A 22721-nucleotide genomic window follows, 5' to 3' on the forward strand; every position below is an offset into this window, starting at 1 on the left:
GTCAGCGGCGCTTCGCTGTCGGGGCCGATTTGACAAGCGCATATCTGGCCCGCTTGCTGTCCCAGGTGAAGACTTGCTTCGATTTACCTTTCAGCAATCGTAACTGGAGATCCGCATAGCCGTTGCTTGTGCTCGGAAGGACGGACAGCACATTCGTGCCTTCGTACTCATCGTGGTCCCTGGTACCGTCCTTGTTCCAGTCGCCGGCGATCAGCTTGTGGAAGGAGACCGGCTCCGACAAAATATTGACCAGTTTGTTGCCGTCGATCCGGAACAGCGACAGCGCTTCAAAATCGGCGCCTCCGCCGGCATAGCCCTCGTTCCAGCCGAGACGCAGCCCGATGGCCGTTTCCGTCGGCGTGATCTTGTAGGGGGCGAAGTCGAAACGGCGATACTGTTCCGGCATCAGGCCGTTCTCCCGGCCTCCGGGCGTATCGTCGTCCTCCCCAGGACCTTCGACGTGACTAAATGCCCAGCTGGTCTTGATATCGTACGGCTTGCCGTAACTGGCGAGCAGCGTCGGCGCCGCACTGCCGGCCTGATATTCCACGACACCGAGATACACCGCCGGATCGATGGATGCGGGCGTCCCGCCGGACGGGGAAGTGCCGTCGCAGGACGGTCCCGTGCTCGACTTGCGCGACCTTTCAGCGTCCTTTTCATTGCGGCTGAAACAAGCGATCACGACGAAGCTGTTGGCGCGGTACGGCCAGGCTTTTGCGCCGACGAGCATGGCAAACGACGCGTCCCGGCCGGGCGCGACCAGGGCGATCAGCTGCTTCGCAGTCAAGCCGGCGGGAAGCACCGTCCCGAACCCGTCCGCTTTCGTTTGGACCTTGCTGTTGACAGGAGCCTGCGACTTAGCCCGATCGACCGTCTGCGCGGACGCCGGAGACGTGCATGACAGCGCCATCAGGCCGGCACAAATTACCTTGATTCGCATTTACAATCCATTCATTAACATCAGTCGACCATGCCTTCATTGCGCCGGCCGCGACGACGCTCAGCGTTTTCTACACAGGCCGCCATCATACCGTCACGTCCCGCCGGGTGGGCAAGCCAGTGTCATCGACGTGGCAACAATAAAAAATGTCAACGGATGCATGCCGGCCGAACTGTCGGCGTCGATGGCGATGACGGTGTCTTCATCATCGACGCCGACGCGCGCGCCCACTGCCAGACGTTCAGCGGCGCTGGCGACACGAAACACGGGGTGGTGGAAGACGGTCGGGCACTCGACGTAGCAGAGCCCGTGAAACGTCACCATGTGATGGGCGTAAGCGAGCGAGCTTCCCGCTGACAGGTCCAGCGCGTCGCCGTCGAACGCGCGGATGCACCAGTCCCACCCTCCGCGCCGGTTAAGTTCCTCAAGGAGCTCGTTCAAAGTCGCTCCTACATGAAATTACGCGTATGAAGCGCCGACAACTGGCGCGCCTCCGCCTTCGAAAACCCCAGCCGCTCCAGGCGCGACTGGCGCCCTTCGGCCATGTCCACCATCAGCTGCTGCACCCGCACATAGCCGGCCGCGATCGCGCTCGGGGTCAGCGCGCCCGCCGCCAGCAGGATCAGGGAATCGAACACTTCTTCGTTCAGTCCCGAGCTGGCCGCCAGCGCGTCGTTGCGCGACTGGACCGCGTTGGCCAGGCGCGTGCGAAAGGCCGGCTCGCGTTCGAGGCGCGCCGCCAGGTGCGTCATGCCGAAGGCGACATGGCGCGCTTCGTCGCGCGCGGCCAGGCGCGCGATCTGGCGCGTGACCGGGTCCGGCGCGTACGCATGCAAGAAGTGCAGCAGGCTGACGAACGTGCCCTCCCCCAGCACCGACAGCAAAAACTCGGCCACCGAAAAATCCTGCTCGTCGAGCAGCGTCTTGAGCGAGCTTTGCCCGCCCGCCGTCGACAGGCCCGGCTCCCTGCCCTTGAGCCGCACGCGCCGCGTGAACACCTCGATGTGGCGCGCTTCGTCGGCCACCTGGATCGCCAGCACCGCCTGCACTTCGCGAAAATGCGGATGCACCTGCCCCAAAAAGCGCGCCGGCACCACCAGCGCCGCCACTTCGTTTTCGATCATGTAGGTCAGCACCTGCACCACCGCGTCTTCGACCATGTCGGGCAAGCTGAAGTCGGCCTTCCAGTCGATGGCCGTCTCCGGGTCCCACTGGGCGGCGGCGGCCTGCGCGTACAGGTCGGCCGCGCGCTCGGCCCACACTTCCTCCTTCTGGTCGAGGCGAAACTGCATGGCCGGCGAGCCCGCTTCGACGGTGGCGCCGCGCGCGGCCAGGCCCCACTGGGCCTTGGCCTGGTCGGCGATGGCGCCATCGGCACGCGGGTCGGCATGGCCGCTGTGCAGCGCGGCGCGCCAGCGGCCGGCCGAGGCGCCGCCGCGCGTTACGCGCACGACCGTGCGCCCGTCCACTTCATGCGGCGCACACGGGTGCCCCTGGCTGCGGCACCAGGCGCCCAGTTGCCCGTCCCAGCCCGCGCCGCTGCCCGTGACATCGAGCTCCTCGCCCGGCGCCAGCTGCTGCAAGCCGTGCTTGACCAGCAGGTGGGCGCCGGCGTCGAAGCCGAGGTCCTCAATATCGATAGTCGGTGGCAAGGATCTTCCCTTCCGCATCGTAGAAAGCTTCGTCGTCCACCGCCCGCACCAGCGCGTCGTAGCCGCTCGTGCGTCCCGGCAGCCAGGTTTTCAGGCCTTCGAGTTCGAGCAGCGGGCGCACTTCCGGGTCGTCCCAGCTCATGGCCAGCAGCAGTTCGCCGAAGCGCGCGATTGACTCCGCCGGCGCGCCGGGGCTGACCGTGAAGTTACAGTGATCGAACGGCGCCGTGCGCGCCAGGATCGTGGTGGCGCCGGCCGGCAGCACGCCTTCGCGCGAGAAGGCCATGTGGTTACTGTCGATCATCCAGGCGGCGTCGATCTCGCCGGCGATGAGCGCCAGCGCGGCGTCGCGCTCGCCGCCGATATGGTCGCCGTGCTTGCCGCCCAAAACGTCGAAGCGGCGCGCCGTGTAATCGCGCCCGGCCAGCATGCCGTGCTGGCGCAGCAGGTCGAGCGGAATCAGGTGCGCCTGCGGCGAGTCGATGGCGCCAAAACCGATCGTCTTGCCCTTGAGTTGTTCCAGCGTGAGCAGCGGGCCGCTACGCGTGACCAGCACCGAGGTCAGGTCGCAGTCGCTGTCGCGCATGGCCAGCGCGCTCACTTCCTGGCCGCGTGCGCGCGCCATGCGGTCGGCCCGCACCCAGGCCAGCGGCGAATTCCACGCCAGCGCAATGCTGCCGTCGAACTGCGCCTGAACCTGGCGCTCGTAGTTGGAGTACAAAATGTAATCGAATTCGAAATCATGGCGGCGGAAGTACTCCTTGAAGCCTTCCCAGATCGTCACGACTTTCGGTGCGTAGGCCACGGCGCCCATCATCAATGGTGTGTTCATGGCGCGCTCCTTAACCGAACACCGGCATGCCGCAAACGGCCTTGCCGATAAAATCGAACAGCACGTCGGAGGTCGGTGCCATGACCGAGGCGGCGCGCGCGTCGCGGAAGTAACGTTCGATGCCGACATCCTTGCGGAAGGCCGCGCCGCCGCACACGCGCATGGCGGTGTCGGTCACTTCCAGCGCCGCTTCGGCCGCTGCCGCTTTGACCTGCATCACGCGCAGCATGGCGTCCGGACGGTTGGCGGCCAGCGCGGCGAGCGTATCGTCGCGCAGGGTGCGCACCATGTCGGCGTCGATGCGGGCGCGCGCCAGGTAGGCGCGGATGGTCGGCAGTTCCGACAAGGAGCTGCCCAGGTGTTCGAGTTTGCTGCCGGCCGCGTGCGCGCACGCCGCTTCCAGCACCGCCTCCATCTGGCCCAGCGAGGACGAGGCGATCAGGGTCGAGAACACCGGCAGCACCGCGCCGATCATGATGTCGAAGCCGCCGCCGTCCACGCCGAGCATGGCCGCCGGGGTGACGCGCACGCCGCTTGCGCTGATCGGCGAGGAACGGTTGCCGCGCAAGCCCATGCCGTCGAACGCTTTCGGTTCGGAGAGGCCGGCGCTCTTGCTGTCGACCAGCCACAGGGTGCTGGCGCCTTCTTTGGCCGCCGGCGCGGTCGACCAGACGTACGAATCGGCTTCGCCGGCGGCGGTGACCATCGACTTGCTGCCGTCGATGACGATGCCATCGCCATCCTGGCGCGCAGTGCCGACCGGCGCCCAGAAGTGGCTGCGCGAGCCGTTGTCGGACCAGGCCAGGGTGCTCAGGTGGCGCCCGCAAGCGACGTCGCGGCGCACGTTTTCAGTGGCGAATTTTTCCAGCACGGTGGCCGCGCACAGGTGCATGCAAACGATCATCGCGGTCGACGGGCAGGCCTTGGCCAGGCGCTCGACCAGTTGCGCAGCCTCGGGCAAACCGAGGCCCATGCCGCCCACGTCCTTGCTGCTGACAAGGCCGAGCAGGCCGGCCTGGCCCAGCGCGTCGATGGCGGCGCGCGGAAAGCGGGCCTCGCGGTCGGTGTCGGGGGCGGCTGGCAGCACGATGGTGCTGACGATAGTGTCGAGTGTGTGAAGATAAGTCATGGCATCCCTGTAAAAATGGCGGATCGATGCGACCGGCAGGTCGTCGACAGGCAAGGCAAGGACAGGGAGACTGCCGGCCGAAGCCGGGCATGGCGCGCACCTCGACAAGTTCTGCTCGACCTGCCCGGCGGCAGCGCTTGGAAACGGTACTTTGCTTGCGTGCGCACCTGGCGAGCCACACGCGGGCCGGCGGACCCGGTCCAGCATTCCATGGAAGCTGACTTCGGCGCTACGGCGGGCTGGTTCAGGGCAAACACAACAATTGCTGCAGTTTATCAGAGTCTCCCTTCCCGGCGGGACCCGCGCGGGCCAGTAATTTCGCTTGACCCGCTGTCATGTGTCAGATATTGTTTACAGGTGAAAGAAAATATACTACCAATCGACGGAGACCAGATGCTGGCGATCCTGTCGGCCCTCGCCAATCCGCACCGGCTGCGCATCATTGCAGCCCTGGCAGCGGGCGGACGCAATTACGTCAGCCAGCTTGCGCGCGACCTTGGCATCAGCCGGCCCTTGCTGCACCTGCATCTTCAAAAACTCGAACACGCCGGCCTCGTGACCAGCCGCCTCGAACTGTCGCACGACGGCAAAGCGCTTAACTACTTCGAAGCGGCCAGCTTCGCGGTGGCGCTCACGCCCGGGACGATCGCCGAGGCAGCCAGGTCACTTACCATCAACCCTGAAAAATAGAGCCCAATTATGTCCGAACACGTCTTTTTGATCACCATCGGGCTGCCGCTCGTGACCGTCCTGCTCATTTTCGGCATGAAGTATCTGGCCGCCATCGTCCAGGCCAGGGCGCGCCTGGCCAGCGACGAAGCCTACCGCCAGCTCGCGGCGCAGGCAGCAAGCGCCCAGGCGGAAACGTCGGCCGCGCTGGGCGCCATCAACGCCCATATGACGGAGGTGAAAACGCGCGTGGCCGCCGTCGAGAAAATGCTGCGCGACGTCGAGTAAGCCCGCACCGCGAATCGATTTTTGCACCTCACCAGGAGAACACCATGCCGTACCAGCAGCGGATTGAACCCGGCGGTAAAGAGGCCCTGCGCACCGCGCGCATCGCCGGCGCGCTGTACCTTGTCATCATCGTCATCGGGCTGCTGGGCGAGACACTGATCCGCAACAGCCTGGTCGTTTCCGGCAATGCCGCCGAAACCGCCCGCCGGATCCTCACCTCCGAATGGCTGTGGCGCGTCGGCGTGGCCGGCCAGCTCTTGCTGCTGCTGTGCGCGGTCGCGCTGTCGCTGGCCTGGTACGTGCTGCTGCGGCCCGTGAACAAGCACCTGACCCTGCTGGCCATGTTCTTCGCGCTGGTGTCGCTGGCGGTCGAAAGCGTCAGCGCCCTGCAACTGCAAGGCGCGCTCTCGACGCTGCTGGCCGCCGCGCGCCTCGGCATTGACCCGGGACAGGCGCAGGCCATGGCCTACCTGGCCATCGTCGGCCATTCGCATGCGTTCGCGGTGGCACTGATGTTCTTCGGGGTCGAATGCGTCATCGTCGGCCACCTGCTGCGCAGGTCCGGCTATTTTCCGGCGCCGCTCGGGGTGCTGATGCAGCTCGCCGGCCTGTGCTACCTGCTCAACACCTTCATCATGGTGCTCTCGCCCGCCCTGCATGAAGCGGTTTTTCCGGCGATCCTGGCGCCGTCGTTTATCGGCGAAAGCGCATTCTGCCTGTACCTGCTGTTCAAGGGCATCAACATCCCGGCTTGGGATCAACTGACTATTGAAGGAGTCGCATCATGAACCAGATCAGCACAGTAAGACTGTCCCTGTTACGCGCCATGTACCTGCTGCTGGTGGTGGGACTGGGCCTGACCATGTGGCCGATGATCATCGCGCCGCCCGGCGTGACGGCCAACGCCGGCACCGTGGTGCGCTCGCTGCTCGGCGCCTTGTGCCTGCTGTCGGTGCTGGGATTGCGCTATCCGCTGCGCATGCTGCCGCTGCTGCTCTTCGAGCTGGCCTGGAAGATCATCTGGGTCCTCGCCTTCGCCCTGCCGATGTGGATGGGACCGGGCCTCGACGCGTATGCCGCCGAAACCCTGTTCGCCTGCGCGATCGGCATCGTGCTGGTGCCGCTGGTGCTGCCGTGGCGGCACATCGCGCGCCAATACTGGCGCGCGCCCGGCACGCCGTGGACGGTGCCGGCGGCTACAACAGCAGGCCCAGGCCCGCGATGAAGCCGAAAGCGTCGGTCCACACGGCGGCGCTGGCGCCGGTGATCTCGATGCCGGCGGCGCTGGTGGCATAGACCACCGTCAGTTCGCCGCCGGCCGGGGCGGCGCCGTCCATGTCGGGCTGGCCGAGCCGCGCGCCCTGCTGGTCGTTGACGCCGGCGATCAGCGCCATCAGGTCGTAGAGCTGGACACCGCCCTCCCCGATCACTTGCACGCTGAGCGCTTCGGGCGCGGGGTTGTCGTACCAGCCGCTCAGCGCCATGCCTTCGGCGGCGCCGGTGTGCACGAGCAGGTCGCCGCCATTCCTGCTGACGAGCACATTCGCCGCAACGATGCCCAGGCCGAGCGAGATGGTGGCCGGGCCGAGCGCGCACAACACGACCGTGTCGAAGCCGTCGCCGGCGTTGAAGGCGAGCGTGAAGTCGGCGCCCCAGGCGGTGATGGTGTCGTCGCCGGCGCCGCCGATGTACAGGCTGCGGCCCGCGCCTTCGATGATATCGTCGCCGGCGCCGCCGTCGAACAGGTTATTGCCGCGTACGTCCTGCAGGATATCGTCGCCTTCGAGCCCGAACAGCAGGTCGGCGCCTTCGCGCCCGTGCAGGATGTCGGCGGCGTCGCTGCCGCTCACCACAGCCTCGCGCGCGCTGTCGTCGGCTACGTCGTACGGCAACGCGAACCAGTAAGGCGTGCCGCCATCATCGCCACTCAGGATCATCGCTTCGATGTCATACAACGGGAGCGCGGGCGCCCAGCCGGCGATGGCGGCGCTCGCATCCGGGTCCGTCCAGAGGGGCAGCGCGTCCGGTTCAGCGGCGAACGGGGTGTCGGACAGGCTCACTGCGATGTCGGTCGTCATAAAGTCTCCAGGAAAAGCGGTGGTGGATGCCGGGTTGGCATCCACTTACTCTATATTTACCAGTGGAAACTTTGTGAGGGCAGCGCAGGAGATGCGCGCGGTCTTATTGATTTGCGGCAAGTAATTACGTTTGCACCGCCAGGCGCTACGCTGTGGCGGCTTCGAGCAGCGCGCTGACGGTGGCACGACCTTCCTTGAACGGGGAGATCACGTCATCGTCTTCATCCTCGTAGAACAGGGCGAGCGCCTTGTCGATCAGTTTCAGGTCGGCCTTCAGGTCGTCGGCCGAACGAGCGGCGTCGGCATGCATGGTCCCCAGCCTGAAGTAGGCCGAGCGCAGGGCGGCGCGCAAGGGTTCCATGAACGCCCCGAACAGCCACAGGTCTTCATGCTGCAGGCGTTCGATGGCCTGGTGGCAGGCCGCTTCGTTCAGGTCCCATTCACCGAGCTCGCCGGCCACGAAGCGCTTCTTGTCGAGCACCTGCGCCCAGAAACAGGCGTCGCGCGAACCGGCGTCGGCCAGCATGCGCTCGCCCGCGTCCACGGCGTCCAGCGCGCGCCGGTAGTCGCCCGCCTGCGTCAGGCGGTCCAGGTCGCGCATGATGACGTCGAAGCGGCCCTTGTTGAAATCGACCGGTTCGCCCGGCTCGGTGAAGCGCACTTCCTCGTAGGCCGGCCATTCGCCGCCCGGATGCAGCCTGGCTGCCTTGGCCGACTCGCCGCGCAGGTAGTGGCCGTAGCCTTGCAGGTAGCGCGCTGTTTGCTTGTCGTCGCGCGTGAAGCCGCTGCCCGCCTTGACCGCGCGCACGGTGGCGCAATCGGTCATGGCGGCGTCGATTTCGGGCACGCCGCGGCAGAGGGCGCGTTCGGCACGCGTCAGGTACAGAAAGCCAGGCGGGAACTCGCCCGCGTGCTGCGCGATCAGGCGGTCGAACACGGCGCGGTGCACCGCTGACGGCACCGACGGCTCGACTTCCTCGCTCGCCAGCAGCGCCTCGACGCACAGGCTGGCGCTGCGCAGCGCCAGCGGCACGAGGGCCAGGTTGGCGGGGTCTTTGTTGACGGCGGCGGCGCAGATGGCTGCGCTGCGGTAAGCCACCGGAACGTGATCGAGCATGCGCGGATACATGTCGCTGAAGGCGTCGCACATGGCCTGGTGCACGAAGCGCAGCGGGATCTTGTCGAGATGGATGCGGTCGCGCTGCGCGCAGGCGTCGGCGATGGCCTGGGTGAAGCAGGCGTCCGGGATCTGCCAGGGCGACAGCCCCGACGAAGCCTGCGCAACCTGGCCGAGAATGAACGCCTCGTCCCAGAACACGCTCCAGCACACCTCGGCGCAGCCGGTGTAGGAGGCGACCTTGTAGGTCGCCGGCGCATGGCGCGCCACGATCCGGTCCCAGTCGGCGTCCTGGCCGTAGCAGTGGCGGGCGTGCTCGTACAACCCGGGACCGAAGCGGCTGCCGCTGATGGCGTCGAGCGCACACTTGTGGCGCGAGATCGCGTGTTCGAGCAGGGGCGCGCCGAGGTACATGGCCGGCATCTTGTTCTCCAGGTGCCAGGGCGTGCCGAATGCAATCGATGCCGCGATCAGGTCGTCGTCGATGAGCGCGCCCGGCACATCGTCGAGCGCTGTCGGCGTGGTCTCGATCGCGGCCAGGCACAGGGCCTTGTCGACCAGCGCCGGCGGCACCCTGGCGATCGACTCGCCGCACGCCACGGCGCGCAGGCACACCTCGTAGTCGATGATCGCCTCGGGCACGTGCGCCAGGCTGAAGCCGACCAAGCCGGGGCGCGCCTGCAGGCAGACGGCCTTGTCGACCAGCGCGCGCGGCACCCATGCGAGGTTGTACGGCGAGCGCGCCACCACTGCCCGCGCCAGCGCCGGCGTAAAGGCGCTGGCCGGAAACGACGCCAGGAAGCGCAGCCAGTCGCCCTGGCGGCCGTTCTCGTCTTCCCCGGTGCGCGCCTCGAGCATGTCTTGCAGCAGCGCCGCCGTGCGCAAGCGCGGCGGCACGCGCCTGATCTTGATGGTCTCGTTGCAGGCCATGAAATGGCGCCAGTACGCTTCGTCCTTGAGCGGCATGCTCACCGCACCGGGCTCGATCTGGTCCCAGTCGACCCGGCATGGCTCGCCGGCCAGGAAATCGGTGTCGGTTTCCTCGTCGTAGTCGACCGCCAGGTCCGGATCGATCAGGACCGCGTCGGCGTGGAACCGGCGCGATTCGGCGTGCTCGCCGCGCAGGAAGTGCACCAGTCCCATCAGCCACAGCGACACCTCGTCGGCGCGGTCGTCTTCCAGCGCCAGCGCCAGGTCGGCCTGGGCGGCATCGAGGTCGCCATCGAGCAGGTGCGCCTCTGCGCGCACGCGACAGGCGAACGCCGTGCCGCTCACCGTGACCCAGTTGCCATCGACATGGTCGAGCGCGCGCGTGGCCATCTCCCTGGCCAGCGGCAGGCGGCGCAGGAGCAGCGCGCAGCGCGCCGCCATGACGCAGGCGTCGTTCATCAGGCCGCTCTCGTCCTGCGGAAAGGTGTCGCTGGCCATGGTGTAGGCATACAGCGCCTGTTCGATGGCGCCCTCGTACCACAGGGCCTCTCCCATGCCGTTCCAGGCCGGCGAGTAGGCCGGCGAGATGGCCGCCGACTGCTTGTACAGCAGATAGGCCAGGCGCGCGTCGTCGACGCTGAGCGCTTCGTCGGCGGCGCGCTGGAGCGGGTAGCACGCCATGTCGAAGCCGGCACGGTAAATCGATTCTCCCTTGCGCAGGGCCGCTTCGATCCGATTGAAGTCCCAGCTCGCCTGATCGGAGTCGGCGGCGATGACTTCCGCCGTGAACCGCGTGGCCAGCACGTGGACGGTGTCGTGCCAGGCGACCAGCGGATTGGGCCGCTCAAGGTTGTGCGATTCGTCCCAGTCGGCCAGGATGAAGATCACCGCGTCGTCGTTCAGCTCGACCCGGTCGATCTCGTAGAACCAGCAGAACAGGAAGCGCGTCTCGATGCGGCATGCCGGGGCGATGCGCCGGGCGCCCCGGTCGTCCGAGCTGATGCAGACGCAATCGCTGGCCAGGATGCGCCCGCGCACGACGTCGGCGCGCCATTTCCACGACATCAGCACCGAATCGCAATGCAGGTCGCCGCTGACGAAGAACACCCCGCTCACCCTGCCCTCCACCTGCAAATGGCCGTCGACGGCGACGCGGCGGCTGGGATGCCGCAAGATGGCGAGGTATTGTTTTTGCGTCAGGCGCAGGTTGCCGGTGATGAGGATGACTTGCGCCGCGTCGTCATCGCCATGCGCGTCGCTGCCGCCGGCCTCGTCGCCGGCGATGGCAGGAAAACGGGCACGGAAGGCTTGCATGCTCAGGCGCGGGTAGCTGGCCCAGGCGGACAAGCGGGTAAATAGCGGCGTCATGCCATCCTTGTGATTGTGTGAGGTCGACAGCATGCGCAGCAGCGGCGTTGCCGCCTGCAATCAGTCCTTTTTCTTCATCAGCCCGGCCAGCGCCGCGAACGGGTTGTGGGTGGCGGGCGCCACCTCGGCCGACAGCAAGCCGGCGCCACGGTCCGCTTCCAGGTAACGCGAGTGCTCGTTGTCGTGGCAGTACAGGCACAACAGCTCCCAGTTGCTGCCGTCGGGCGGATTGTTGTCGTGGTTGTGGTCGCGGTGGTGCACGGTCAGCTGCGACACGTTGGCGTTGGTGAACTCGCGCATGCAGCGTCCGCAAATCCACGGGTACATCTTGAGGGACCGTGCGCGGTAACCGCTTTCGCGCGTTTCGGCCGCCTTGCGCGCCTCGGCCACGATTTTATCGAGGCGGGCGGCGTCGGGTTTTTTGCCAGGGATCATGGTGTAGCGCTTTCAATTCGTGTCTGTAGGGCGAAGGATACAGGATCGCCAGGGGCGCGGCCAGCCACGCCACGTACGCCGTCAGTGGTTGTCCCACGAGTAGACCACGTTCGAAAAATCGCGCCGCGCCAGGTCCTTGCGGCGAATGTAGAACACGGCCATGCCGCTATCGCCCCATTCGCTGTCGAAGCCGCCCTTGACGCCGCCGCCTTGCAGCTCGAACAGCACCAGCCAGTCGCCGTCGGGCTGGGCGGTCCGCACGTCGGTTTGGGTCGGATTGCTGTAACCGCCCACCTTGGCGATCGTGTATTTTTGCGAAAACGTCTCGTAGTTTTCGGAAACCGCATCCCGCTTGGCGCCGAACTGCTTGAACAGCTCCCAGGGCGGCTGGCCCAGGAAGCGCGCGAAACGATAGTCCTGCATCAACACCGGTTCGGTCCGGATCTCGAAGCTGAGCGCGGAGCTGCCCGCCATTGGCAGATTGTCGCTCTCGATGACGGTCGTGAGCTGGAGTTGCTTGCGATTCTGTATGACTTTGGGGTGATACAGCACGCGGAACCAGCGCTGCCTGTTGAGCGAGAGGAATGCACGTTCGGCATTGTACGGCTCGGTGCTCTCGCTCGATGCGCCGTAAACATGCCCCTTCGATTTACTACCGGAAATATAGAACTGCAGCATGCCGCCCGTGGGATAGCCCTCCAGCGCCGGCATCTCGGAAAAATTGAACTGCGCCAGCAAGGTCAGCGGGACGCCATCGGGGCCGGCGGGATATTCCTGTCCCTTGGGCAGGTAAGCCGCGCCACCCAGGCTGCTGTTCCACGGCGCCAGCTTGTCCGGCTGGTGCAAGTCGATGTGGATATACGGCAGCCGCGAACGGTCGATGCCCTCGGCATAGCGCGCCAGCTCCGGCGGCAGCTGGCCGTAGACGACGGGCGGCAATGTCTGTTGCGCCGGCGCGCCCTTGGCGGGCCCCGGCGCCGGCTTTTCCGGCGCGCAGGCCGCCAGCGCCAGGGCTGCAAGCATCAGGGCCGCCGCCGGCAGCAAGCGCGCATCGCGCGGCCGGAAATGCGAATCGTTCAAGTCACGGGGTGGCAATCGGGTTCCAGTCTGGTAAAGGTGTTCGCCCTGCCGCGTGCGGGCGCGCTGACAGAATGCCACGTTTGTGGCGGCGGGGAGAAATAATTTCATCTATTCAGATAGGTGCCGGCAGCATCCATCCCGGTCCAAAGCGCCATCAACGCACGCGAATTTGCCGCCAATGTCGCGCCAATGACGATCATCCCCGTGGTTAAGCGCGAATCAAGTGGTATGGGAGCAAGCCCATCGTGCCGGACCGGTCATCGCCGTGGACGAAAAATCCACGTCGCCAAGTGGTCTTGTCCGGATCTGTCACCAGGGCAATTTTACAGTGCGTCGCGGGCCACGCGCGGCAGCGCCAACAAGCGATACCGGCACGCCATTCCTCCTTTCTTTTACCCAATTTACATTACGTTTCGCCTCTGTTGACCTCGCTTTAATAGGCGGTGATACTGCGACCACTTGAGCGGCGTCTTCACCGAATCGATGCGCCGGACGAGAATCGTGCCCTCAATGCTGATCCGGGGGCCGAAAAACAGCGCATTTTGGAAGCGCTACCACCACACGCGATCGTCAGTCTCCGCGTGCCCGGCAGCGCCGACCCGTGCGCATCCAACCACAAAGGCCGCCATCGCTGCACCAGCGAGCGCAGACAACGGCCACGTTCGACAAGGTGACCGTCCCATGAAAAAACTGCTGCATTACCTCTCCCTCGGCGTGCTCGGCATTAGTTTGCTGAACGGCTGCGGCGGCTCGTCCTCGGGCGGCGATTCCGCACCGGCGCCGACCATGTCCGCCACCACCACTGTCCGCTCGGCCAACATCGGCACGCCGGACGCCATGCTGGCAACGGCCGCACGCGCCGCCAGTTCGGCTCCCTCGACCACGGAATGGACTTTCTGCGCCGACGAGAACGGCGAGTGCATCTTCACCGGCAACCAGACCGTGCGCTACGGGGCCGGTTCCAGCTTCACCAGCAAGAAGTTCGACTGGGCGGCCGGCTGCAACAACGCCACCTTCGGCAGCGATCCGGCGCCGGGCGTGGCCAAGCATTGCGAAATCACCAGCAGCTTTTCCTTCTGCGCCAACGAGAACGGCCAGTGCGGCTTCGGCGACACGCAGACCGTGCGTTTCGGCGCCGGCAGCACCTACGTAAGCCAGACCGTGACCGGCGGCGCGGCCTGCACCACCGGCGTGTTCGGCGACCCGCTGCCCGGCAGCGCCAAGCATTGCGACCGCGCTCCCACCACCTGGACCCGCTGCGCCCTTGAAAACGGCCGCTGCAATTTCAGCGGCACGCAGGTGCTGCTGTACGGCGCCAACGGCAACTTCTTCACCAAGACCCTGAGCGGCGGCGCCGACTGCAACAGCGCCGTCTTCGGCGACCCGATCGCCGGCGTGGCCAAGCGCTGCTACCTGCCGGGCGTGCCGATGCCGTCCACCGCCACCCCGCCCCCGCTTGACCCCGGCACCTGGAACCAGCTGACCACCTTCAAGATGGTCAACGGCACGCGCGGGCAATATCCCGACAGCCAGGTCTACTGGGCCATCATCGGCAAGGACTGGAGCACCGGCAAATACGTCCACGTCGATGCCGGCGGGCGCTTCATTCCCATGGCGCTGGGCGACAACGGTGCGCTCAACAAGAACGGCAAGCCGTACACCAACTACTTCCACAACCTGGCCCAGCTCAAGTCGATCACCATCGCGCCGCTCAATTCGGCGCGCCTGTTCCTGAGCGTGGGCAGTCCGATGTACCTGCAGGTCAATGCCGACGTCAACGGCAACCTCGGCTACGCCGGCGCGAATATCGAAAATCCGTCCGATCCGAACATCGACGTCTACTTCGACTTCATCGAAATGTCGATCGGGGCCAAGGACGGCTTCTTCGGCAATACGACCCGGGTCGACCACTTCGGTTTCCCCCTGACCCTGCGCCTGCAGGGCCTGGGCGGCTACGACCAGACCGTGGGCGAGACCGAAACGCGCGCCTCGCTGATCTCGCAATTCGTCGCCAGCGTGCCGGCCCAGTTCAAGGGCCTGGCCCAGGCGCCGTACGCGCCCTACCGCATCATCGCCCCGGCCCACGCCAGCTTCCAGGGCAACGGCGCCAACGCCACCTACCTGGACGGCTACATCAACCATATCTGGAACAAGTACAGCAGCCAGAAACTGGTCTTCACCAACGCGCAAGGCACGTTTTCCGGCCAGGTGGTGGGCGGCGTGTTCCAGTTCACCGACGGCGCCGGCACCTACAAGGTGCGCAAACCGACCACCGCCATGGCGCTGCTCGGCAACGGCGCGCTGGACGACCCGAGCGGCACCGTCGGCGGCACGCCCGCCTACCACAAGCAGTTGCAGATCCAGGCGCAACTGTGCGCGGCCCTGAACCGCCATGTGGTGGAAGACCCGGCGCGCTGGAGCGACGCGGCCTGGTTTTACCCGGCCGGCCAGCCGGCCAACTGGTACGCCAAATTCTGGCATGACCACAGCATCAACAAGCTGGCCTACGGCTTCGCCTACGACGACGTGTGGAATTACAGCTCGTCGGTACACTCCACCGCGCCGACCACGGCCACGGTGACCATCGGCTGGTAGGGCCGCCCGGACCGCCACTGGCGGTCCCTTCTCATTTTTCCAACCGGAGTCGATATGAAGAAACTACTGAAATACCTGGGCATGGCGGCCATCGGCGGCGCCATCCTGAGCGGCTGCGGGGGTGCATCGTCCGGTGACGCGCCGCCTGCCGTCTCGGCGGCGCCGCTGGCGGCGGCCGTCGCGCCGGGCGCTGGCAAGGGCGCAATCGAGGGAGTCGGCACGGATGCGGGATCATCGGCCGCGCTGGCGCCTTGCGCCGCCGTCACCTGGCAAGCCGGCGTCAATTACCCGCTCGGGACGGTGGTGCTGTATGCGCCGAACGGCCTTTACTACAAGGTGGTGCAGGTCGCCGGCAACGGCAGCGACGGCACCACCCCGACCATCAGCACCTGGTACTGGGCGCAGACCACCTGCGCCACGCCGGCGGCGAAAAAGATCGTGGGCGGCTACTATCCGAACTGGACGCCATCCCCGATACGCATCCGCGACATCCATCCGCGCTACAACCTGATCTACCTGTTCCACGCGGTTCCCGTGGGCGGCTCGCCCGGCACCACCGGCGCGGTCACCTTCAGCGCGCCGGGCGACGGGCGCGGCGCGGCGACCAACCTGAAAGCCGACATCGCATATGCGCGCACGACGCAAGGCCGCAAGATCATCCTGTCGGTGGGCGGCGCCGGCAATGGCATGAGTTTTCCGAACCGGACCAAATCGCAGGCGTTTGTCAACAGCATTGCCGCCATCCACACGCAGTTGGGCGGGATCGACGGCATGGACTGGAATACCTTCGAGGCGGACCAGAAGCCCGATACCGCTGAAATGATCTGGATCAGCCTGGAACTGAAAAAACGCTACCCAGGCTTCATCATCTCCGCGCCGCCGGCGCCGTGGAACGCCATCGACAAGGAGTTCTGCCGCGCGATGGTGGCCGCCGGGGCGATGGATTACGCCGCGCCGCAGTACTACGACGGGCCGGGCCTGAACGATCCGGCGTATGTGGCCGACAATGTCAGGCAGTGGGTCAATTTGCTGGGGGCGAACCGGGTGGTGGTGGGCTTCGGGATCAGTAACGCGGCCAATTACATGAGCCGCGAGCAGGCGGTGAGCGCGTGGAACCAGGTCAAGGCCAACCATCCGGATATCCGCGGCGGCTTTAACTGGCAGATCCACACCGATGAAGAACAGGGCTGGGTGTTCGCCAACAGCGTGGGGCCGCTGATTAATCCGTAACAGGCAAGCCTGCCGGCCTAGCGTTGACGGACCGGTGGGCGCCGCATATCGACACGCGTCAGCCACCACAAGCCGCCCTGGAAGGTGTAGTCGAACGGGCCGCTGCGTATCACGCTGCCCTCGCCCGGCGCCTTGCCTGCCCGCTTCGCGCGCGCGGGTACGCCGGGTGCTACGGTGCCCTTATCGAAATAACTGAGGCTGAGAAGCCTCACCAGGGCTGGCAGGCGCGCGTCGTTCCGCTGGTACGACAGGCAAACGCCCTTGGTCTCGCACACGGCCAGCGGAAACGCGGCAAAGCGCGCAAACGATTCCACCGCCTCGCTTTGGATAAAACCGTTCACCCAAAGCGCCGTCTCGGCCACGTCGAGCGCGCTGGCGTTGGCCTGCCTGTTTTCGTCCGCAATATGGCGGCGCAAGCCGTTGCGGGGCGAATACGCGCCCTTCTCTTCATCGATCACATCGTCGACGCGCCACTGGCCGTTTTCGCGCACCAGCACATAGCGCAGCGCGCGCTCGTACTGCGGATCGTCCGGAAACACCCGAAAGCGCACGTCCACCGCATTGACGCCGGCCGGCTTGGCCGCGAAGCCGGACGAGGCCAGGGTCAGCGCCGGATCGCTCTCCTGCGTGTGCAGGAATTCGTCGCCGTCGACATCCCAGCCGCATTTGCTGTCCTGGCGTTCGGTCCTGGCGCAGGCGGCGCGGTTGGCGGCCATCAGCGCACGCAGGCCGCTCGAATAGAACGCCCCGCTGTCCACATGGCGCTTCCTGGCCGCTGCCGGATCGGCAAAATAATCGCGGTAGAACGCGCCGATGAAGGCCGCCGGCGTGCCGGCCTGCGCCCGCACGACCGGCGCGGCGGCGCATGGCGCGAGCGCGGCGCCCAGCACAGCCATCAACATCAAACCGTACCGGGCGCCCATCTCAGCGCGCCAGGTGACGGTCGAGCCAATCCTTGACCGTGTGATGCCACAGCACCGAATTGGCCGGTTTCAGGACCCAGTGATTCTCGTCCGGGAACACCAGCAGCTTGCTTTCCACGCCCTGGCGCTGCAGCGCGGTGAAGGTGCCGAGCGCCTGCGAGGTCGGAATGCGGAAGTCCAGGTCGCCCTGCACCACCAGCATCGGCGTCTTCCAGTTCTTGACGAAATGGACCGGGTTGAACTTTTCGTACAGCGCCGCGTTGTCCACGTAGGTGCCCTTGTTTTCCCACTCGGTGAACCAGAGTTCCTCGGTGGCGTAGGCCATGCCGCGCGCGTCGAACACGCCGTCGTGGTTGACCAGGCAGCGGAAGCCCTCCGGCCAGTTACCGGCGATCCAGTTCATCATGTAGCCGCCGTACGACGCGCCCAGCGCGCAGCTGCGCTCGCGGTCGAGCCACGCATATTTTTTGACGGCTGCGTCCAGGCCCTTTTTCAGGTCTTCCAGCGGTGCGCCGCCCCAGTCGCCGCTGATCGAATCGGTGAAGCCCTGGCCGTAGCCGGTCGAGCCGTGGAAGTCGATGAACACGGTCGCGTAACCGGCGCCGGCGTAGGTCTGCGGATTCCAGCGGTAGCTCCACGCGTTGCCGAAGCTGCCCTGCGGGCCGCCGTGCACCAGAAACGCCACCGGATACTTCACGCCCGGCTTGGCGTCCCACGGTTTCATCACGTGGCCGTAGACGGTTTCGCCCTTGGCGCCGGTGAAGGAAAACTGTTCGGACTCGCCGAAGCGCACGTCCGCCAGCAGTTCGCTGTTCAACTGGGTCAGCTGGACCGGGGCGCCGCCGTTGACGCTCTTGAACAGCTGCGCGCCCGATTGCAGGTTGGCCTGGGCCATGACCACGGTCTTGCCGCGCGCATCGAAGGCGCTGACGTAGCCCTTCTCGCTCAGCGGCGCGACCTTGCCGCTGGCGGCGTCGATCGAGAACAGGCGGTGCTGGCCCAGGTCGTCGGCGGTGGCGAGCAGGGATTTACCGTCGTCGCGCCATTTGTAGTCGGCGATCGAGCGGTCCCAGCTTTCTGCCACGACGCGCTTCTTGCCGCTGGCGACATCCATCAGCACCAGGCGGAAGCGGTCGGCCTCGAAGCCGGGGCGGCTCATGGCCAGCCAGGCCAGCGTTTTTCCATCCGGCGAAAAGGCTGGTTTGCTGTCCCAGGCCGGATTGTCGGCGGTCAGGTTGCGCGGCGCGCCGCCGGTGGCAGCGGTTTGATAAATATCGAAATTGGTCGACCAGGCTTCAGTCTTGCCGGCCACGCGCACGTTGAACACGACGCTCTTGCCGTCCGGGCTGAAGCGGTATTCCTCACGGTCGCCGAACGGTTTCGAGGGCACGTCGCCGTCGATGCTGCCCGACAGGCTGCTTGGTGCGGCAGTGACCCTGCCGGCGGGGTCGAGCGGCGCCGAGTACAGCACGTTGTTGCGGCCGTCCGACCAGGTATCCCAGTGGCGCACGAACAGGCGGTCGTAGACCTTGCCGCTCGCTTTGTTTTTGGTCTTCTCGTCGAGGCGCGTCCTGGTGCAGGCCAGGTCGGTGCAATCGCGGAACACGGCCAGGCTCAGGGCAAGGCGGTCGCCGGCAGGCGAGAGGCGAAAGTTATCGACGTCGAGCGGCAGGTCGGTGACCTTGACGGCCTCGCCACCCGTGCCGCTGCTTGAGACCGGCTGGCGCCACACCTGCGACGAGCCCGAGCGGGCCGACAGGAAATAGATGGCGTCGCCCTTGGGCGACCATTCGGGATCGGTGCTGTTCGACTCGCCCTCGGTCAGCCTGACCGGGGTCGGCTTGGCGCTGCGCAGGTCGATCATCCACAGCTGGGTGTTGCCGCGGTTCTTTTCCATATTGGTGCTGCGCACCGTGTAGACCACGCGCGAGGCGTCGGGCGAGAGCGCCGGCGAACCGACCCGCTCCATCTTCACCAGGTCTTCGATGGTGAAACCACGCGGCGCGGCCAGCGCGCTACCGGCGGCCAGCGTGGCCGCTCCCAATATGAACAAACGTCCCATCATTGCAATGTCCCCAAGAGTCATGAAAGTGCCATCGGATACAGAATGGCCCCGGCATCATACCAAGTTCGTATCGCGAGAGCAGCCGAAAGATGGGGCTTGGGATATGTAGCAAGGCCAATGCCTGTATTGATTGCAAAAATGAAATGTACTATAGTGCAACAATAAATGACTATTGGAATACTATGAAATACATCGCAGCGGCATTTTCGGTATGGGCATTGACCACCCCGGCGCAAGCCGAGATTCAGGTTTACGAGTTTTCCGCGACGATCGGATCGCTGGTCAGCAGCGAGGGCGCCTCCTACACCACGACCGAAGGCGCTGCCGCCGGTAGCGTGATTTCCTTGTATGACCGCGTGGTCGGTCGATTCTCCTACGATACCGAGCTCGCGGCGCTGCCCAATGCTGCCGAGCCGGTCGGCACGCCAGCCAGTTCCACGGCGCCAGGTTATCAACAATACGGCTCGCGCATGAAGAACGCCAACGAGTTCGCGTTCACCATATTGCCAAGTGGACAGCAGATGGTGGTGGCTGCGGATCAGTGGAAGTCGGTCACTGTCACCAATTACCTGCCGGACGGCATGTTCAGCGGGCCGGACAGGCTGGCCATTTACACCGGTGAGAGCCTGAGCACGACTGGAACCATCGAATTCACCGACTGGACAGCGAACTGGCTGTCGAATCGCCAGCTGCCGGGCAGCCTGCCGTCGCTCTCCTCGGGCATTTCGGCAACGGTGTCCCAATACTGGTTCCTGCCAGCGGAAGGCTCCTTCAGGAAGATGACGGCGTACATGGATACATTGACGCGCGTCGATGTCTCGCCGGTTCCTGAGCCAGGCACCTGGGCCATGCTGCTGGCCGGCCTGGGCATCCTGGGCTTGAGCTCCCGCCGCAAGCGCGCTTGAGAGGCCCTGACAAAACCGCTCGACTTACTTCCGACAGATGAGTGAGCAGGCGACCGGCCCGCGCGGCAGGTCGCTCGTCAATTGGCTCACCAAAATTTCCACCACGGAGCTTGCCCCGAGGCCGCGAGTGCCGCTTCTGCGGTCGCAATGGACAATGTGGCCTCCAACTGCGCCATCCGGTGGCGCACTTTGGAGAGCGGATGATCCGGGAACATCTGGTCATATTGGCTGTTGTCGGAGGGGAATACCTGCAGCGGCTGCGCGCGCATATGGGCAAACATGTCTTCGACGCTGTCCATCAGCACGGGCTCGCTTGGCGACGCACTAGTCGGGCTTTCCCCTGTCATCACGCACACAGTCGCTTCACGCACGCCAGTTGTGCCTTGCTCGACGGACTCAACATTGATTTGTGCCGTCGCATTGCCCAGACGAATCCACAGAATGCTTACGAACATCATTCCCATACTGTCCGGAAGCGGCGAGCGGTACTTGAACAACCCGCGCAGCGCGGTATGACCACCGGCGCTGACGACGTCCATTTCCAGTAATGCGCCGCCGTTGCTGGCGCTCTGTTGAGAAAAATAGCGCGTGGCGGCGTCGATGTCGTGCGGGTCAAAGGACCAATTCGTCGGATTCTTCGGTACACGTAACACGATATAGACGCCGTTCGCGTTACTCCAGCCGAAATGATCTTCGGACTGCTCCCGCAGCGTGCAATCGGCAACGTCGAACTTCACTGAGATGTTGTTGGACATCGGATTCCTTGTAGCCTGAAAATGGGGTGTCAGTTGTCGGAAAATATTGCGACTTGTGTTCGAGCGCCGATGGCATTCGCCATGCCGGCGGGGCCGAATGCGGTGCCAGGATGCCGGGCGTCCCTTTATTGACTGTCTGGAGAAGGTCGCTTCATGCCCCGGAATGATTTCCTCACCGCTTCAATATCATCCCTTTCCTTCTGAATCGCCTCGATCGTCAACCTCGTGTCAAAATTTCCGATATTCCAACAGCCTTTCACCGCTTGACGAATTGTCTCGTCCTTGCTGACATTGTTCGCGTAATCATTCACGCAGTTAATCAAAAACCTGAGGTCGGATCGCCGGGGCGCAATATTGCCATCTTTGTTGATGCTTTTTGCAATGGATTCGATCACAGCGACGCGCTCTTCTGGCGAAGCCTGGCCCCAGTGCGCAAGGGGATCGTCCTCGACAATCGCGAACGCCAGTGGTGCAATCACGAGCGTCGACATAACTAAAAGCACTTTAAGAGTTTTCATGGAATATCCAAAAAGGCGATCCACCGAAGGCAGCGGACAACCGGGGTCAGAGCTTTAATTAGCAACAAAAATGTTGCTAATTAAAGCTCTGACCCCGGTTGTAGGTGGTTTCTGATTTTGATGGCTCAATCAAGCGCCATCGCAAACATGACTCCGTTTCGCTGTTACCGCTTGATGCCGGTCACTTCGACTTCGACCCGGCGGTTCGGTTGCAGGCAGCCGATCAGCGCGGCGCGTGGCGCAACGCCCGTGCAGGCTTCGACCTGGTCCGCTTCGCCCTTGCCTTCGCTGACGATCTCGCCCGCAAAACCTTTGCTCACCAGGTAAGCGCGCACCGTCGCCGCGCGCTTTTCCGACAGCGGCTGGTTGTACGCTTCCGTGCCCAGGCGATCGGTGTAGCCGGTCAGCTTGATGCTGGAGACCTGCGCAAACACGCCGTCGAGCTTGATCATCATGCTGTCGATGCGCGCGCGGCCCGCAGGCAGCAGGTCCGCCACGCCCGATTTGTCGAAGCGGAACAGCGCATCGGCCGCCAGGGTCAGCTTCTCGACAGACACCACCGGCGCCGCACCCGGCAATGGCGTTACCGCAGCCGCCACCGGCGCGCCGCCGCACGCCGCCGCCGAGGCTTGCGCCGCCTGCAACTGGTCTTCGGCGATCTGGATGTACGGATTCGCATGGCGCCAGCCCTGCTGCTTGAATTCATTCCCGGCATGCACCAGCTCGACTTCACCGCAAGCGACCTTCTGCGCCGCGCAGGCAAAGCCCGCGCCAGCCTTGACGCCGCCGAAGCGTGCCCACAGGTCGTCGCGCAGCTTGGCCGCATCGTTCACCAGCGGCGTCTGGTCGCCCGGATTGGGCGTGGCGCCCGTCTCCAGCGCGCCGACAATCGCCGCACCCTGCTCCAGGGCCTGCTGCGGGAACGCCGAGCGGTCGTTGCGCGTGTACTCGTGCAGCGACACGTCGAGCCAGCATTGCGCCTTCGACAGGTAGTAATTATTCACCGGTACGCCCTTGTCGTTGAGCGCTTTCACGCGCTGCTGCAAGGCCTTGTAGCCAGCCTGGTCGGCCACGATCGCCTGGTCGGAGATGCGCTGCGCCGGCGCGCTCAAGGTTTGCGCAAAGGCGCCTTGCACGGCCACGGCCATCGCGGCAAACAGCACTGCGCGCGGGCGGGAAATAATGGTTGGTTTCATCGTCATTCTCATT

Annotated in this window: 21 protein-coding genes; 7 read left to right on the plus strand and 14 right to left on the minus strand. The window is 65.2% G+C overall.

Features of this window, described 5'->3' with window-relative positions:
- Position 1: 1 nt before the first annotated feature.
- The 5 genes from F2P46_RS17820 to F2P46_RS17840 all read right to left on the minus strand — a co-directional run bounded on the left by F2P46_RS17820 (position 2) and on the right by F2P46_RS17840 (position 4556).
- Positions 2–943, minus strand: a complete 942-nt coding sequence (locus tag F2P46_RS17820; protein WP_166892379.1) for a hypothetical protein — start codon at positions 941–943, stop codon at positions 2–4.
- Between the two features lie 93 nt (positions 944–1036).
- Entirely contained in the window at positions 1037–1384 is a 348-nt protein-coding gene (locus F2P46_RS17825) for a hypothetical protein (protein ID WP_166892382.1), read from the minus strand.
- Between the two features lie 8 nt (positions 1385–1392).
- Positions 1393–2595 carry a ferritin-like domain-containing protein gene (locus tag F2P46_RS17830; RefSeq protein ID WP_208296672.1) on the minus strand — a complete coding sequence of 401 codons (1203 nt, stop codon included), beginning with the start codon at positions 2593–2595 and terminating at the stop codon, positions 1393–1395.
- On the minus strand, positions 2573–3427 hold the full coding sequence (locus F2P46_RS17835; RefSeq protein WP_166892388.1) for a phosphate/phosphite/phosphonate ABC transporter substrate-binding protein: 855 nt from the start codon (positions 3425–3427) through the stop codon (positions 2573–2575). The genes F2P46_RS17830 and F2P46_RS17835 overlap by 23 nt, the downstream gene beginning before the upstream one ends.
- A 10-nt stretch (positions 3428–3437) precedes the next feature.
- On the minus strand, positions 3438–4556 hold the full coding sequence (locus F2P46_RS17840; protein ID WP_166892390.1) for an acyl-CoA dehydrogenase family protein: 1119 nt from the start codon (positions 4554–4556) through the stop codon (positions 3438–3440).
- Positions 4557–4949: 393 nt separating this feature from the next.
- On the opposite strand from F2P46_RS17840, the gene F2P46_RS17845 reads away from it, so the two are divergent.
- Genes F2P46_RS17845 through F2P46_RS17860 form a run of 4 tightly spaced genes read left to right on the plus strand, consistent with a single transcriptional unit; the run spans position 4950 to position 6738 of the window.
- Positions 4950–5246, plus strand: a complete 297-nt coding sequence (locus F2P46_RS17845) for a helix-turn-helix domain-containing protein (protein WP_166892393.1) — start codon at positions 4950–4952, stop codon at positions 5244–5246.
- A gap of 9 nt (positions 5247–5255) precedes the next feature.
- Positions 5256–5513, plus strand: coding sequence for a hypothetical protein (locus F2P46_RS17850; RefSeq protein ID WP_166892396.1), 258 nt, complete (start codon positions 5256–5258; stop codon positions 5511–5513).
- Positions 5514–5557: 44 nt separating this feature from the next.
- Entirely contained in the window at positions 5558–6301 is a 744-nt protein-coding gene (locus F2P46_RS17855) for a DUF4386 domain-containing protein (protein ID WP_166892399.1), read from the plus strand.
- Positions 6298–6738 (plus strand): hypothetical protein, encoded by a 441-nt coding sequence (locus F2P46_RS17860; protein ID WP_166892401.1) that lies wholly within the window; start codon positions 6298–6300, stop codon positions 6736–6738. The genes F2P46_RS17855 and F2P46_RS17860 overlap by 4 nt, the downstream gene beginning before the upstream one ends.
- Here F2P46_RS17860 and F2P46_RS17865 read toward each other — a convergent pair.
- From F2P46_RS17865 to F2P46_RS17880, 4 genes are all read right to left on the minus strand, one after another.
- Positions 6710–7591, minus strand: a complete 882-nt coding sequence (locus F2P46_RS17865; RefSeq protein WP_166892404.1) for a calcium-binding protein — start codon at positions 7589–7591, stop codon at positions 6710–6712. The two genes, F2P46_RS17860 and F2P46_RS17865, sit on opposite strands and share 29 nt — an antisense overlap.
- Before the next feature lie 145 nt (positions 7592–7736).
- Positions 7737–11066 (minus strand): hypothetical protein, encoded by a 3330-nt coding sequence (locus F2P46_RS17870; protein ID WP_166892407.1) that lies wholly within the window; start codon positions 11064–11066, stop codon positions 7737–7739.
- Positions 11067–11441, minus strand: a complete 375-nt coding sequence (locus F2P46_RS17875; protein WP_166869897.1) for a YajD family HNH nuclease — start codon at positions 11439–11441, stop codon at positions 11067–11069.
- Positions 11442–11522: 81 nt separating this feature from the next.
- The gene (locus F2P46_RS17880; RefSeq protein WP_166892409.1) at positions 11523–12536 is read right to left on the minus strand and encodes a DUF1963 domain-containing protein; all 1014 of its coding nucleotides are present in this window, start codon (positions 12534–12536) and stop codon (positions 11523–11525) included.
- 666 nt (positions 12537–13202) lie between these two features.
- Between F2P46_RS17880 and F2P46_RS37710 the strand changes: the two genes are divergently transcribed.
- Positions 13203–15116, plus strand: coding sequence for a glycoside hydrolase family 64 protein (locus tag F2P46_RS37710; protein ID WP_229509337.1), 1914 nt, complete (start codon positions 13203–13205; stop codon positions 15114–15116).
- Positions 15117–15170: 54 nt separating this feature from the next.
- Positions 15171–16346, plus strand: coding sequence for a glycosyl hydrolase family 18 protein (locus F2P46_RS17890; RefSeq protein WP_229509338.1), 1176 nt, complete (start codon positions 15171–15173; stop codon positions 16344–16346).
- 17 nt (positions 16347–16363) lie between these two features.
- On the opposite strand, the gene F2P46_RS17895 is transcribed toward F2P46_RS17890, so the two are convergent.
- Positions 16364–17248 carry a hypothetical protein gene (locus F2P46_RS17895; protein WP_166892412.1) on the minus strand — a complete coding sequence of 295 codons (885 nt, stop codon included), beginning with the start codon at positions 17246–17248 and terminating at the stop codon, positions 16364–16366.
- Positions 17249–17270: 22 nt separating this feature from the next.
- Positions 17271–19334, minus strand: coding sequence for a S9 family peptidase (locus tag F2P46_RS17900; protein ID WP_166892415.1), 2064 nt, complete (start codon positions 19332–19334; stop codon positions 17271–17273).
- Between the two features lie 182 nt (positions 19335–19516).
- Between F2P46_RS17900 and F2P46_RS37715 the strand changes: the two genes are divergently transcribed.
- A complete protein-coding gene (locus tag F2P46_RS37715) occupies positions 19517–20239 on the plus strand; it encodes a PEPxxWA-CTERM sorting domain-containing protein (protein WP_229509339.1) in 723 nt (240 codons plus the stop codon).
- Between the two features lie 86 nt (positions 20240–20325).
- On the opposite strand, the gene F2P46_RS17910 is transcribed toward F2P46_RS37715, so the two are convergent.
- The 3 genes from F2P46_RS17910 to F2P46_RS17920 form a co-directional block, all read right to left on the minus strand.
- Entirely contained in the window at positions 20326–20994 is a 669-nt protein-coding gene (locus F2P46_RS17910) for a hypothetical protein (protein WP_166892417.1), read from the minus strand.
- Between the two features lie 125 nt (positions 20995–21119).
- The gene (locus tag F2P46_RS17915) at positions 21120–21512 is read right to left on the minus strand and encodes a hypothetical protein (RefSeq protein ID WP_166892419.1); all 393 of its coding nucleotides are present in this window, start codon (positions 21510–21512) and stop codon (positions 21120–21122) included.
- Between the two features lie 164 nt (positions 21513–21676).
- Complete coding sequence (locus F2P46_RS17920) at positions 21677–22708, minus strand: OmpA family protein (RefSeq protein ID WP_166892421.1); 1032 nt, start codon at positions 22706–22708, stop codon at positions 21677–21679.
- Between the last annotated feature and the right edge of the window lie 13 nt (positions 22709–22721).

It is taken from the genome of Massilia sp. CCM 8734 (assembly GCF_011682155.1).
GTDB classification, from domain to species: Bacteria; Pseudomonadota; Gammaproteobacteria; order Burkholderiales; family Burkholderiaceae_D; genus Telluria_A; species Telluria_A rubra.